Origin of the sequence: Bifidobacterium eulemuris (assembly GCF_014898155.1) — a bacterium.
Lineage (GTDB): Bacteria > Actinomycetota > Actinomycetes > Actinomycetales > Bifidobacteriaceae > Bifidobacterium > Bifidobacterium eulemuris.
Map to the genome: position 1 here is coordinate 1,710,841 of NZ_CP062938.1, position 13,812 is coordinate 1,724,652.

At 59.7% G+C, this 13,812-nt stretch carries 10 protein-coding genes and 2 tRNA genes; 5 read left to right on the forward strand and 7 right to left on the reverse strand.

The window, feature by feature from the left end:
• The first annotated feature begins 38 nt into the window (after nucleotides 1–38).
• A complete protein-coding gene (locus BE0216_RS07405; RefSeq protein ID WP_094637530.1) occupies nucleotides 39–518 on the forward strand; it encodes a Dps family protein in 480 nt (159 codons plus the stop codon).
• Nucleotides 519–1,011: 493 nt separating this feature from the next.
• Here the strand turns inward: BE0216_RS07405 and BE0216_RS07410 are convergent, their stop codons facing one another.
• Nucleotides 1,012–1,695, reverse strand: coding sequence for a YgjP family zinc-dependent metalloprotease (locus BE0216_RS07410; protein ID WP_226805820.1), 684 nt, complete (start codon nucleotides 1,693–1,695; stop codon nucleotides 1,012–1,014).
• 115 nt (nucleotides 1,696–1,810) lie between these two features.
• Between BE0216_RS07410 and BE0216_RS07415 the strand changes: the two genes are divergently transcribed.
• Nucleotides 1,811–1,884: transfer RNA gene (locus BE0216_RS07415), tRNA-Ile, on the forward strand.
• Between the two features lie 68 nt (nucleotides 1,885–1,952).
• Nucleotides 1,953–2,025, forward strand: a tRNA-Ala gene (locus tag BE0216_RS07420).
• Nucleotides 2,026–2,448: 423 nt separating this feature from the next.
• On the opposite strand, the gene mscL is transcribed toward BE0216_RS07420, so the two are convergent.
• From mscL to BE0216_RS07435, 3 genes are all read right to left on the reverse strand, one after another.
• Nucleotides 2,449–2,892, reverse strand: a complete 444-nt coding sequence (gene mscL, locus BE0216_RS07425; RefSeq protein WP_094637529.1) for a large conductance mechanosensitive channel protein MscL — start codon at nucleotides 2,890–2,892, stop codon at nucleotides 2,449–2,451.
• Between the two features lie 194 nt (nucleotides 2,893–3,086).
• A complete protein-coding gene (locus tag BE0216_RS07430; RefSeq protein WP_226805731.1) occupies nucleotides 3,087–4,202 on the reverse strand; it encodes an alpha/beta hydrolase in 1,116 nt (371 codons plus the stop codon).
• Between the two features lie 8 nt (nucleotides 4,203–4,210).
• The gene (locus BE0216_RS07435; RefSeq protein ID WP_094637527.1) at nucleotides 4,211–5,686 is read right to left on the reverse strand and encodes a sugar porter family MFS transporter; all 1,476 of its coding nucleotides are present in this window, start codon (nucleotides 5,684–5,686) and stop codon (nucleotides 4,211–4,213) included.
• Between the two features lie 280 nt (nucleotides 5,687–5,966).
• Here BE0216_RS07435 and BE0216_RS07440 point away from each other — a divergent pair, with 280 nt between their 5' ends.
• Together BE0216_RS07440 and BE0216_RS07445 are read left to right on the forward strand one after the other, a co-directional pair.
• A complete protein-coding gene (locus tag BE0216_RS07440) occupies nucleotides 5,967–6,896 on the forward strand; it encodes an AraC family transcriptional regulator (RefSeq protein ID WP_094637526.1) in 930 nt (309 codons plus the stop codon).
• Nucleotides 6,897–7,067: 171 nt separating this feature from the next.
• Nucleotides 7,068–8,042, forward strand: a complete 975-nt coding sequence (locus BE0216_RS07445; RefSeq protein ID WP_072724383.1) for a DUF5692 family protein — start codon at nucleotides 7,068–7,070, stop codon at nucleotides 8,040–8,042.
• A 435-nt stretch (nucleotides 8,043–8,477) separates the two neighbouring features.
• Here the strand turns inward: BE0216_RS07445 and BE0216_RS07450 are convergent, their stop codons facing one another.
• From BE0216_RS07450 to BE0216_RS07460, 3 genes are all read right to left on the reverse strand, one after another.
• Nucleotides 8,478–11,408 carry a glycoside hydrolase family 3 C-terminal domain-containing protein gene (locus BE0216_RS07450; protein ID WP_226805732.1) on the reverse strand — a complete coding sequence of 977 codons (2,931 nt, stop codon included), beginning with the start codon at nucleotides 11,406–11,408 and terminating at the stop codon, nucleotides 8,478–8,480.
• Between the two features lie 206 nt (nucleotides 11,409–11,614).
• Nucleotides 11,615–12,898, reverse strand: coding sequence for an ATP-binding protein (locus tag BE0216_RS07455; RefSeq protein WP_158217243.1), 1,284 nt, complete (start codon nucleotides 12,896–12,898; stop codon nucleotides 11,615–11,617).
• Nucleotides 12,895–13,602: a LytR/AlgR family response regulator transcription factor gene (locus BE0216_RS07460; RefSeq protein WP_094637523.1), complete on the reverse strand. Its 708-nt coding sequence runs from the start codon at nucleotides 13,600–13,602 to the stop codon at nucleotides 12,895–12,897. Before BE0216_RS07460 ends, BE0216_RS07455 begins: the two co-directional genes overlap by 4 nt.
• Between the last annotated feature and the right edge of the window lie 210 nt (nucleotides 13,603–13,812).

A 13,812-nucleotide genomic window follows, 5' to 3' on the forward strand; every position in this document is an offset into this window, starting at 1 on the left:
TACTACCCATTTCCCACGAGGAAAGAAAGGAAGTCATCATGACACTTGCATTCGTGGTTCCCGGGCTCGATGAGGCCGCTTCGGAAAAGGCCATCGCCATCCTGCAGAACAGGCTCAGCCAGGAGCAGGAGGCCGCGCTCGTCCTGAAGCACGCCCACTGGAACGTGACCGGACCGAACTTCATCGCCGTGCATGAGATGCTCGACCCCGAAGTGGAGGCCGTGCTGGCTCAGGCCGACGAGACCGCCGAGCGTATCGCCACGATGGGCGGCACGCCGGACGGCCGCGCCGATGCCATCACCCGCAACCGCACGTGGAAGGCCTTCGATCTCGACGGCCGCAATTCCACCGAGGATTATCTCAAGGCGCTGATCGACTACTACGACGCCTTCATCGCCGACGACCGCAAGGCCATCGCCGAGCTCGACGAGCTGGATCTCGTCTCCTCCAACATCATCCAGGACCACGTGCAGGAGCTTGAGAAGTTCCAGTGGTTCATGCGTTCGCACCTCGCGTAAGCGGGCGATTCGCGGACATCGCGAACGTCGCGGACATCGCGGACACCAAGGCCTCCCCTCCTCGTGTGAACTTGGATGGGAGGCCTTTCCTTTCCCGTCATCCCGAGCGAAGCCCCGAGAGGCGGAACCGAGGGATCCCTTGACCAACTGGCGATATGCGATCCTTCGACTCCGCTGCGCTCCGCTCAGGATGACGGTGAAAGAAACGCGCCATCCTGTTCAGGATAACGGTGATTTTCCTCGTCATGCTGAGCGAAGCGGAGCGGAGTCGAAGCATCTCCGCGGGATGGCAGGAAAACCTACTTCCGTTCAGGATGACAGGCAACTCCCACTCAGCTAGTAACCGGTCTGCAACGAGTTGGCACTTGGGGCCTCCAGTTGGCACCCGTCTGCAAACACGATGGAAGAGAGTCGTTGGAATATCAACGATTCTATCTGCCGGATGCGCAAGGCGGGTGCCAACTGGAGGCCCCAAGTGCCAACTCGGTGCAGGTCAGACGATCGCCTGGCGGTTGAGCTCACGCCGGGTCCGCCGCCAGTTGGGCAGATATTCATCCATCCTCCGTTGAAACTCCGCGCCATGCCCGCGCGCCCACAGATGCGTCATCTCATGCACCAGCACATACTCCAAAAACCGCGGCTCCATCAGTCCCAACTGCAGGTTGAGGCGGATGCGCCCAGTGCTCGGCGTGCATGACCCCCATCGCGACGTCATCAGACGCAGCGTGACATGGGTGGGGGTACGTCCGATAATCGGCCCCCAGTAGCCAAGCAACGCGGGCAACGCCGATTCGATGACGGCCGCAGCTTCACGCCGTCTTTGTTCGGTCCATATCAGGGCCGGGTCGGTGGGGCGTTCGCCGTCCTCGACGGATTGCGAATGATATGGAGCGCCAGCTCCCCCAGACATTGCGGATTTGCCTGCCGCCGGGTCGCGAGAAGCTTCCGGCACCGCGCCGATCCGAGCCAACCCCTCCCTATGCGCGTCGATGATCTTTCGCCGCTGGCGATCGACCCACAGGCGATGCTGCCGAATGAAATCCTCGATCTGCCGCTGCGGCATGCGGTATGGCGCGGATATGGTCACGCGCCCATCCGGCGGGCGGACCCGCACATACATGTTTTTGATGGATTTCCTGGTCACTTCAATTTCCAGCCCATCCACGTTCAATCTCATACTCCTATTCTCCGCCAGGTCGAACACGCCGCGACACGGCACGACACGACGCGTTTGACATATCCGCCTCGGCTGGTATCCTAGCTTCTTGTGCGCTTTTGAAGTGCGCGAAAACGGGCCCGTAGCTCAGGTGGTTAGAGCGCATCCCTGATAAGGATGAGGTCGGAGGTTCAAGTCCTCCCGGGCCCACAGAAAAACTGCAGCGGCTTTTCGGCCGCTCTTTTTTTCTCTATGTGCTGCGGCTCCGGCCAATATACGGGGCTATAGCGCAGCTGGTAGCGCATCTGCTTTGCAAGCAGAGGGTCGCCGGTTCGAACCCGGCTAGCTCCACTCGCAGCACACAGTGCAAACCCGCAGAATCTCAACGATTCTGCGGGTTTTCCGTTTTCCCACACGAATGTCTCGGTAAAGGCCGGAATGCCTTGACGTGCATTCAGTAGACATCTGTAGACATGACTGAGCCATGGTTTCCGGTCCAACGCCTCCCCAAGTGATCAGGCAGAGAGATATCTGCGTTACCGGTAGTGGATTCAGGCTCCTGCGAACATCTATCTGCGTTACCGGTAGTGCCATATCAGCGTCATAGCCGCTATCGTCGTTGATATTCCGCCACGCATACTCGGCGGTAGGCCATAAGGCCACTACCGCTAACGCAGATTGAGTTTTGCAGAGGCCTAAATCCACTACCCGTAACGCAGTTAGACGCAATTCAACCAGACTCCGCGTCCTCAGCTTCAGCCCCAGCCCTCAACGTCACCTCTGCGGTTTTTGGGCGGCGGCCAGCTGGTCGCGAATCTGCTCAAGCAGGATCACGGTCTGTTCTTCGGGGCTCAGCGTCTTCTGCTGCTCCTCAGCCGCTTCGCTGTCGCCGGCGGCCTTCTTGGAGGCGAGCATCGCCGCGGACATGTCGCGGATCTTATTGATCGGCACGAGCACGAAGAAGTAGACGGCCACGGCGATGATCAGGAAGTTGAGCGCCGCGCCCAGCACCGCGCCGAACGAGATGGTGGCGTTGTTGAAGGTGAAGGCCAGCAGGCCGTCCATATTGGGTTTGCCGAAGATCATGGCGATCAGCGGGTTGATCAGATTGTTGACGATGCTGTTGACCACGGTGGTCACCGCGCCGCCCATGACCACGCCGACCGCCATGTCGATCATATTGCCGCGGGCGATGAATTTCTTAAAACCTTCGATCATGATTGCTCCTTGAAATGGCGGCCGCCCTCCGGCGATTCACCGGTATGTCCGAGCCGCACCAGCCACACTATCGGCATGACCGAATAAGCACCGTCGACGGAACCGATCCTAGAACACGGTGCGGCGACGGACAGCCCCACAGCTCACAACCACGGCGGGGCCACATACTCGATGAGGCCCCGCCGAACGTCCCGCTACATGCTGTCGCCGATGTCGATCCGAGGAGACATGTGTTCCCGGAAGAACGTCAGTATGGAATCCATGCAGGGCGCGGCGCCGTCATCCCATGTCATCAGCGGATAGTCGTGCGGCAGCCGTCGCCCGTTGCTCGAGCGCAGATCGACCAGCTGGTGGTCAACCCCCAACCGCCGCAGCGTGATAGCCATGCGCAGACTGTCCTCTTCAAGGAAGTCGTCCGTGCTGGTGCACAACCACATGGGCGGCACCCTGTCGAGCGTCTCCAGCAGATTCTCGGTCCGCTCGAACGCGGTGCCGTCGAGCCGTTCCCTCAGTCGGTCGAACATGGGCAACAGACTGTCGAACAGTCCTTTGCTGTCCGGCACGGCCGTGTCGAACAGATGGTCGTAATTCAACATGCCGGAACAGAATCCCGCGGAACGGAAGGCCATGGGCGCACTCCGCCGATCCAGCCCCAGCAGCCGCGCGAGCTCCTCGTCTCCTTGCGTGGCCAGCAGGAACAGCCCGAGCAGCGCGCCGGCCGAATCGCACGACAGGAACAGTTGGGAGCGGTTCAGCTGGTATTCGCCTTCATGCTCCCCCACCCAGCTCAGCGCCGCCGACACGTCGGCCAGCATGTCGAGAAAATCGCCGCCTGGCGCAAGCGTGTAGTTCGGGCAAACCACCGCGAATCCACGGCTGGCGAGCTGCGCCACATACACGCTCATAATCTCTTTGAAGCTGTAGAAGAACGCTCCGCCGTGAATGTCGAATATCGTGGGGATGTCCGCGTCGCCGCGCAGGTACGCCTCCTTGGGAAGGTACACGTCCAGCAGGTGCGCCCGCGCGCCGTCGCCGATGTAGGGGATGTCGGTGAAGGCCACGACGTCGTTCGGCAGCTGTTGGCGCAGATCATACCGGCGCACATCGCCGCCCGCATAGCTCAGCCGATGCTCGCGGATGTAGTCGATGTACTCCGGATGCCGCTCGTACATTGGCGAGGAGTCGTCCGGCAGATCCTCATCCAGAAACGTCCACGTTCGCGCCAAGCGTTCCTGCGCGTCCGTCAGGCCTCCGCCGGGGGCTTTCTCGTACAGGTCGGCCGGACCGCGCCCGATAGCGTTGTTCATCATGGTCTCCATTATTCCGCCTTCATGTCTTCGAGCTCGACGCCGCCGGTTTCGGGGAGGAACTTGATGACGAACACCACGCCCAGCAGCGCCATCAGCGCGTAGAAGCCGTAGGTTGCGCCCAGTCCGATGCCGTCGCGCATCGGCGGGTACATGGTGGTGATGGCGAAGTTGAACATCCAGTTCGCGGCGGTGGCCACAGCCTCGCCTTTCGCACGGATGCGGTTGGGGAAGATTTCGCTGATGATGACCCACACCGCCACGTTGGTGGTGGCGCAGCACACCAGGAAGAACGCGTACGTGCATATGATGGAGATCCACGCCCACGAGACGGGCAGCGTCAGAGTGCCGTCGGGCATGAGTTGGCCTTGCGAGAAGCCGACCGCCACGATAGCCAGGAACGCCGTCATGCCGATGGTGCCGTATTTCATCAGCGCGCGTCGGCCCACGCGGTCGATGAGCAGCATGCCCACGGCCGTGGCGACGGCCGCCAGCACGGCGCGGATGACCGCGATGCTCAGCGACGCTTGTTCGGAGAAGCCGAGCATGCGCCACAGGCTGGAATCGTACAGCATGATGATGTTCTGTCCGTTGGCTTGGGCCAGCAGCACGAAAACGATGGCGATCCACATGACTTTTTTCAGACCGAAGGTCTTGCCGCGCAGCTCGCCGAAGCCAGCGTTGTCCGCGCCTTGGAAGGAGGAGTCGATTTTGGTGATGGTGGCGTCTGCGTCCTGGTCGCCGCACACGTCGGTCAAAATCTTCCGTGCTTCGTCGATCCGGCCTTTCATCACCAGATAGCGCGGCGTCTCCGGCAGGGTAAGGCACAGGAAGAACATGATGACGCCCGGCACCGCCGTGGTGATCAGCATCCAACGCCATGCATCCAGACCGAGCCAGAAGGGCTGGGCGGCACCGCCTGATGAGATGGCGTAGGCGTCGTTGACGATCAGCGAGGCGATGATGCCCAGCGCGATCGCCATCTGCTGGAAGCTGGTGAAGAAGCCGCGTTTGGCGGCCGGTGAGATTTCGGCGATGTACGCGGGGCCTATGGCGGAGGTGAATCCCACACCGAGGCCGCCGACGATGCGGAACAGCACGAATACGGGGAAACTCGAGGTCAATCCCACCACCAGGGACGAGACGACGAAGAGCAGGGCGGCGAGTTCCAGCACGCGGATGCGGCCGAGGCGATCCGCGACCGCGCCGGCGAACCAGGCCCCGAACACGCAGCCGAGCAGCGCGGTGGAAACCGACAGGCCGCTCATCACGCTGGTCAGCGCGAATCCGGAATCCGGGCTCGCGATGGCGTCGACCGCGCCGTTGATCACCGAAGTGTCGTAGCCGAAGAGGAATCCTCCGACGGCGCCGATGGCGCACACCGCAACCAATTTGCCCGGCACCCGGTTCTGCGGCGAGCGCGGGGCCGGTTCGACCGGTCCGGACGATTCGTTTGGACGTGCGATGTTCGCACGAGATTCACCCATGGTGTCCTCCTAACATGCGCGGTCCGCGCCACCGGCGTCTTTACCGGCTCGGCCGCGACGCTCATCATCGTAAGAGAGCGGCAATGAATCGGACAGCGGCGAACGGGCGACTTTGTGAGGAGAAAAGTCGCTTTTGTGACCGGCTGCCCTTTGCGGACCGAACCTTCACGCCGCAGCGTCTACCCTTGGCTACAAGGACGGGCGATGCGACGGCCCGACCGCCGACGCTTGCCGAACGGACTTGCGAACGGCATACGGGCGCGCGTCGAAGGAGACGGCCATGAAGTACATCGACGACGAGACCCGCCATGAACTGATGCTCGCTTCGCCGCAGTTTCCGGCGCGAGTGCTCGCGCATCAGGGGTTCGACAAAGCCAGATTGCACTGGCACGACGGTTTCGAGATCATCTACGCACGACGCGGACGCGCCAGTCTCACCCTCAACCACCGCCGACATCTGGTGCGGCAAGGGGAGGTCAAACTCATTCCGCCGCGTTGCCTGCACGAGGTGGAGCTGCTCGAAGACCCGGCGCGACCGGACGTGGCGCCGCAGGCGCTGTCCGTCACGCTCGCCCCGGAGGAGCTGATCGCGATCATGCCGTTTGTGAACCGGATGCAGGACGCGCTTGATTACGTGGCGATCGAGCGGGAGAGCGGCGGGGCCATCGCCGAGTATTGCGACCGAATCTATCTCGCCATCACCGGCGGAGGACCGGAACGCTACCTCACCGCCAACGCGTTGTTCTTTTCGCTGCTGGCCCGCATCTTCGAATCCTCAACTGGGGCAGGCGGGGCGCCGGGCGGGACTCCGAGCGAGACTCCGGGCGAGACTCCGGGTGCGCCTACCGGCGATGCCGAGGCCGTGCGGGAGCTGTCGGACGCGCGCGTGATTCATAAAATCTGGAAATACGCGAGAACCCACTATCAGGAGCATCTCACCGTGGCCATGGTGGCGGAGCAGTTCGGCTATTCGCGTGAGCATTTCTCCCGCATGTTCAAACGGTATTCCAACACGACGTTCAAGGATTACCTGACCCAGGTGCGCCTGCATGTGGCGTGCGATCTGCTGGTCAACACCGAGAGCAGCGTTTCGAACATCCGCAAGCGGTCCGGGTTTGCAAACGCGCAGAGCTTCCGCAACGCGTTTATGGATGAGTTCCACTGTGGTCCTGCCGAATACCGACGTCACGCCTGGCAGGGGGAGGCATAGCAGGAGCGTCATCAATGCCTTGCCGCACTGTTTTTGACAGTTCGTCAATACGGGGATATACTGCTGTGCGTTAGGAATTGACAGTCTGTCAACAGCGTGTTGCCGACGGAACTGCCAACGCCCCGCCCGACGATGGGCGGGAACCCAAGAGATTGAAGAAAGGTCAACGCTATGTTGTTCCAGGTCTACGGCGACAACGCCGTGTTCCAATGGATCGGCTGGATCCTCGTGTTCTGCTGTCTGCTCGGCGCCAACGAACTGGCCCGCCGCACCAAAACCGGCGGTATCGTCGCCTTCGTGGTGATTCCGGCGATCCTCACCGTATACTTCATCACTATCTATGTGGCCGCCGCGGCCGGCGCCGAGTGGGCGCTGACCAACCCGACCTACGTGCATATGACCAGCTGGTTCCACTACGCCAAGCTCTACGCGGCCACCGCCGGCTGCATCGGCTTCATGGCCCTCAAATACAAGTGGGGCAGCATCGGCAAGTCCGAATGGTTCAAATGCTTCCCGTTCGTGATCGTGGCCATCAACATCCTCATCGCCGTCGTCTCCGACTTCGAGTCCGCCATCCGCGCATGGGGCACCACCTGGGTCTCCACCGAAGGCGTGACCCTGATGGGCGGCTGGCACAACGTGTTCAACGGCGTCGCAGGCCTCATCAACATCGCCTGCATGACCGGCTGGTTCGGCATCTACGTGAGCAAGAAGAAGCAGGATATGCTCTGGCCCGACATGACCTGGGTGTTCATCGTCGCCTACGATCTGTGGAACTTCTGCTACACCTACAACTGCCTGCCCACCCACGCCTGGTATTGCGGCCTGGCGCTACTGCTCGCGCCCACCGTGGCGAACGCGCTGTGGAACAAGGGTGGATGGATCCAGAACCGCGCCAACACGCTCGCCATGTGGTGCATGTTCGCGCAGGTGTTCCCGATGTTCCAGGATTACTCCGTGTTCTCCACCCAGTCCGTGAACGACCCGAACGTGAACCTCGCGGTTTCGATCGTCGCGCTGGTCGCCAACATCGCCGCGCTCACCTACATTCTGGTGCGCGCCAAGAAGCAGGGCGTCAACCCCTGGCTCAAGGAGGTCTTCAAGGGCACGCGCGACTACGAGCAGGCCATCGCCCGCGCCGAGTAGCCAAGTAGTCGCATTTGATTGCGGTGGATCGCCGCGCCACATGATTCATGGGTGGGGGCTTTCGTCAGGAATGACGGAAGCCCCCACACGCGTCTCAACGCGAATGTTTTACCGCCACTTTTTACCGCCATTGGCGGTAAAAGACAGAAGCCCCCACTGATGGATAACGAAAAGGGGCGGTCACCTTGTGGACGCCCCCTACAGAGAAACGGGAGAACACGTTTACTTACTGCGCAGCACGCGCGACTACGAGCAGGCGATCGCCCGCGCCGAGTAGCCGAGTAGCCGAGTAGCCGCGTTTGATTGCGATGCGCCGTCAGTCCAAGAATGGCGGAACGCATCGCTCGTATTGAAGAAGCGGGGATGCCGGCAAGGCATCCCCGCTTCTCGTTATGCAATGCGAGAGAAACGTTTGATTAGATGACAGGCACCTCCTTATTCGGCCGATTGGTTCGGAGCATCCGACACACCGAGCGATTCGCCCGCCCCGGCGGATGTCACGCTCAGCACCGCTTTGGGCTTGCGATTGCGACGCACGCGGATCACCATCCATGCAATCGAGGCTGCGATAAGCAGCACCAGCACGCCCGTCACGATCCAGACGAGCCACTCCCACAAAGCCGGCTCATATTTCAACGAATCGCCAGGAGCGATTCCGTTCATCGCATTGGAATTCACGGTGGTGTACAGGATGTTGTGCATGGCATTGCGCATATTCCGCACTGAGGCCGCGCTGGTGGTGTCGGACATAGGCTTCAGAGCCTTCCAAGTCAGCTGCAGATCCGTACCGCTCGCTATGGCCTGATCGGGAGACATGTAATCGCTCAACGAGAAATCAGTGATAACGGTGCCCGCGAAGCCCCATTCGCCGCGCAATACGTCGGTACACAACGCATGCGAACCACCGGTCCACGTATTGCCGATTCGGTTGAACGAACTCATGATGCCGAGCGTGCCCATGGTGGCGGTCTCACGCTGGCCGCTTTCGGTGAGATAAGGCACCGAAACCTCCGCGTTTTTGACCACGATTTCAAACGGCTTGAGATAGATTTCACGAATGGTTTGCTCATCCGCCCAAGTCAGGATGCCGTTTCGGTCACGATTGGTCTCCTGATCGTTAAGCGCAAAATGCTTGGTATACGTGTACAGTCCCTTTTCCCCAGCGCCATTGGTCACTTCCGTGGCAAGCACGCCAGACAAAACCGGATCCTCTGAGTAGTACTCGAAATTACGCCCCGCGAAAGGCGAACGATGGAGATTCACAGCCGGCGCATACCATCCGTTGATTCCCAACGTCAGAGCCTCGTCTCCTGCGGCCTGGCCGAGCTTATGGGCAATCTGGGTGTTCCATGTCTGACCGATCAGCGCGGCCGTCGGAAATGCACTGCCGTGTCTGTCCGGGTTGATGAATGAGCTGAAACCCGCAGGCCCATCGAAATCGACGGCTCCCGGTTTGCCGACGCTGGTGACGCCGCCCGTACGATATGCTCCGTCAAGAATCACATCCTTCATCTCATCGACCGTGAGCTGGTCCAGAAGCTGATCCCATAACTCGTCGTCGTAATCCTTGCCTCTCAGCGAAGACAACTGCACATCGTTGTCGGCACCTGTGGTGGGCATTTCCGCACTCGATTCGGCGTTGACGCTGATGGCATCGTAGCCTTGCAATGCGGCAAGCGTCTCCTCAGAGGCGGTCATATCCGCCTCATCGGGAAACTGCGGGAACGTTCCGGCGAAGTCGGCGCGGGAAAGCACGGTCTTGCTTCCCTCCAGAAAAGGTTCGGACACATCGTCGAACAGGTTGACGGCCGCCGTTTCATCGCTGCCGCGCGCATTGCCTTCCCCATAAACCACGGTCTGCTCAACCGTGTAATCGATTGCCGGAACGCCATCCTTGAGATGGTGGGAGTCGGTTTGCAGCTTGATTTGATAGGCACCGGCTTCGAGCACATAGGATCGCGCATCACGATAGTCATAGGAGGCCATCTGCTCGACCGGCATCGACAATTCCACGGTTTCAGACTCGTCCGGTTCCAATTCGTCCGTCTTGACGAAATCCGCGAGCACCACATGCGCTTTTTCGATTCCGCCAACGGTGTAGGGCGCGGTGTAATACATCTGCACCACATCTTTGCCTGCGACATCGCCGGTATTGGTCACTTTGACTTGCAATTCGATGTCACCGTCCACGTCACCGAGCTCCTGGCCCACCACTTCCCAGTCGAAGGTGGTGTAGCTCAGGCCGTATCCGAACGGGTACACGACGGCCGTGTCATAGTCGATGAACCCTTCTTCTGCGGCCGTTTCGTAATAGCGGTAGCCGTAGTAGATTCCTTCCTCGTAATTCACGAAATACCCTTCGGAATCCTCGGAATCGTTCGTGTACTCGTTATTGCCGAAGTTCACGAATGTCGGATCCTGCGTGAAGTCCGCGGCGAACAGGTCGACGGTGTGGCCGGACGGATTCACCTCGCCGGACAGGATTTTGCCGATGGCGCTGAAACCGGTGGCACCCGGGGCACCGGTCTGCACGATCGCGTTGATCTCCGGATCATCCTCCAATTCGCCGAGTTCCAGCGACGTGGAGGCGTTCACCAGCACGATCACCTTGTCGAAATGCTGCTTGGCAAGGGCGATCTGATCCTTCTCGTCTTGGTTGAGTTCGAGAATATGCTGTCCTTCGACGTAGTTCTCGTCCCAGCCTTCCATATCGCGGGGCAGATCGCCGCCTTCGCCGCCCACACGTCCGATCACCACAATGCCCGCGTCGGAGTATTCCTCGAAGGAATTCAGCGACTCCTGCGAATACTGGTCCACCGGCATCTCGCCGATATAGTACGTGGACTCGTCCTGTCCGGACAGGAAGGAGATGGAGATACGGCCGCCGTTTTCGGTGGAATGCTCCTGCGCATACGCGTAAAGCTCGTCGTAAGGAACCGGATTCACCTCATATCCCGCATTTTCCAGGCCCGTTTTAATATCGATGACCTCGTCCGTTTCCGTATGACCGGAACCTGTGCCACCATAAATCGGATCTGCGGCGCCACGGCCCAGTAGCGTGACTTTGCCTGAATTCAACGGCAATGTGCCGTCGTTCTTCAACAGCACCATACCTTCATCGGAGATCTCATTGATCACGCCCGTGGAGGCCGCCATAGCCTCCTCAATGGTGTCATATTTCCGCTCGTAGTATGTGGTGTCCCAATCGTCCTTCTCGCTTGTGCTTTGGGGGACATACGCACCGGAACCCGCATAGTTCTCAAGAGTGCTGTGGAATGTACCGATGACGATGTTGGCCACCAATGTGAATACGGTAAGCACCACCACCAGTGGAATCCACAAGGCGAGGAACACCTTGTTCGACATTTTCTTCCTCATTGTTTTCGACGCCGCCACAATCGATCTCCTTCTGCTCATGAATCGGCCTCATCGCTGATATGGAAGTCGAATCGCAAGATTCCGTCCTGTGTTTCGACACAGCTTTACTGTATGGGCCATAAGCAGGGCGACTCTTGGAAGAACGCACGAACTGCAGGCAATCACGCACGGACTGCTCGCCGCGCATACAACGTCTACGGCAAGGGCAGAACAATCGACAACTCGAACACCCCGTCTTGCGCGCGCACCGTCATCTGACCTTGATGGCGTCGCACCTGGTCGGCAATGGAACGCATGCCAAAACCGTGGTAGCGTCGGTCGCCTTTGGTGGTGACCGGAAGACCGTCTTCGAACGACAGCTCTCCTTGATAGAAATTCCGTTCCTCAATCGATAACATTCCACCCGCGGTTTTCACCGTTATATCAACAACTCGTTGATCGACATCATCCAGATGTTCCACCGCTTCGATGGCATTGTCGAGAATATTGCCGAACAAGGAGTACTGGTCCGAGTCGTCAAGGAATCCTAAAGCACGGCCATCCGCCATGCAACTCAATGTGATGCCATGTGCGGAACAGTACAGACTTTTTTCAGTGAGAATCACATCCAACGCCTCGTTACCCGTCTGGAAGATCGCATCATACACGCGCAGGCTATCCTCCGCCTTACGCACCGCCGCCGCAGAAGGAGGCACACCATCGCGCGCGTACAACGAAGCCACTGATTTACGAAAATCGTGGCATTTGACGTTAATCAGATCGATGGTTTCTTTGGAAAGTTCGTAGTGCTCTCGCTTCAGCCTATCCATCTGACGCAGCAACAGCAGGTCGGCTTGCAGACGATCGTTGGCCGACACCAGCAGCAGCACCAGCAAACTCAGCAGAGAGCACAGCAGATCATAGAAGAACATTGCGGCGGATACCGACGCGGGCAACGATTGAATCAACACTTGATTCAGAACAATGATCAGCAGCAGCACCAAAACGCTCGCCAAAACCCACACTTTGCCGTCGCGGATTCTGTCATGACTGACGCGGAACCGCCGCCCGATAAACATATACGCCAGCGCATACGCGAAAGCGAACACCAGCAGTCTGGGAACTCCCCAACCCCAGGAGTAACTTTCTTCAACGCTCCAGCCTGCGGCGAAACACGCCACCATCACCACATCGGAAACGATGTGCTGCACCGCATAGCCCAGCACCACCACAATTATCGATTCCAGCCAAGTTGCACGCGCGCAACAGCGAATAAGCACGACAACCACAATCGCGCACAATATGTGATATGTCACCACACGGTCAGGATTCCACGCATAGAAGCCCTCCGATGGAGTGAGAAACAGCGGCATCGACGCCGCGCACGCCACAGCCGCCATGGGAATCGCAAGCAGCCGCCAAGACCTGCGCCAGCCGATTCCGCCGGAGAACACGGCAGTGGCGCAAAGTAACTCAATGACGAAAGAATTCCACATCATCCCCGCCCTCCGTAATAGTCGGCGAGCGCCTGCATGAGGGGCTTCTTCTTCGCGCGGCTGATAGGCAGTCTGTTCCCGCCGACGATCACCTCGTCGCCGACCACGGCTTTGACCCATTCGAGGTTGACCAGGCAGTAGCGGTTGCAGGGTGCGAAGTTCGCCTCGGCGAGCGATTCCGTCGCCTCCTTGAGGCTACTCCACACCTTCCATGCGCCGTCGGCCGTGTGGTAGGTCACCTCATGGCGCATAACCTCCACGTACTGAATATCGTGCGACGAGAGGAAGTGCGTCTCGCCTTCGATGGAGAGGGTGACGGTCACGTTCCGTCGTTGGGCGACCAGTTCCTCGATTTTGCGCATTTTGAGCGCGAAGGGGAAGTATTTCAACGGTTTGAGCAGGTAGCCGATGGCGTCCACGTCATAGCCGGTGGCGGCGTAGCGCACCACTTTTGTGGTGAAGACCAGCACCACATGCGCGTCGAGCTCGCGCAGGCGCGTCGCGACCTCCATGCCGTCCATGCCGGGCATGTCGACGTCCAGGAAGATCACGTCGAATTGCGCGGAATATTGGTTGAGGAAGGACTCGCCGTCGGCGTAACGCGTGATGGCGTAGCGCGAGGAGTCACGCTCGTAGTACCGGTCCACGAGTTCCGTGGTCTGCGCGGCGTCGGCGGCCTCGTCATCCACGATCGCGATAGTGACCACAGGCGCTCCTCTCCGCTCCGCCGCCGACCCACGATTGTCGGCATGTTCGCATTATATGCGGCGATTGGGAGGTTTCCTTCGCCATCTTCAGCGAAGCAAAGCCTCCTTCCCGCCCGTCATCTCCAGTGAAGCAAAGCCTCCCTCCACTCGTCATCCTGAGCGAAGCGGAGCGGAGTCGAAGGATCTCCATGAACAAGAGATTCCTCGACT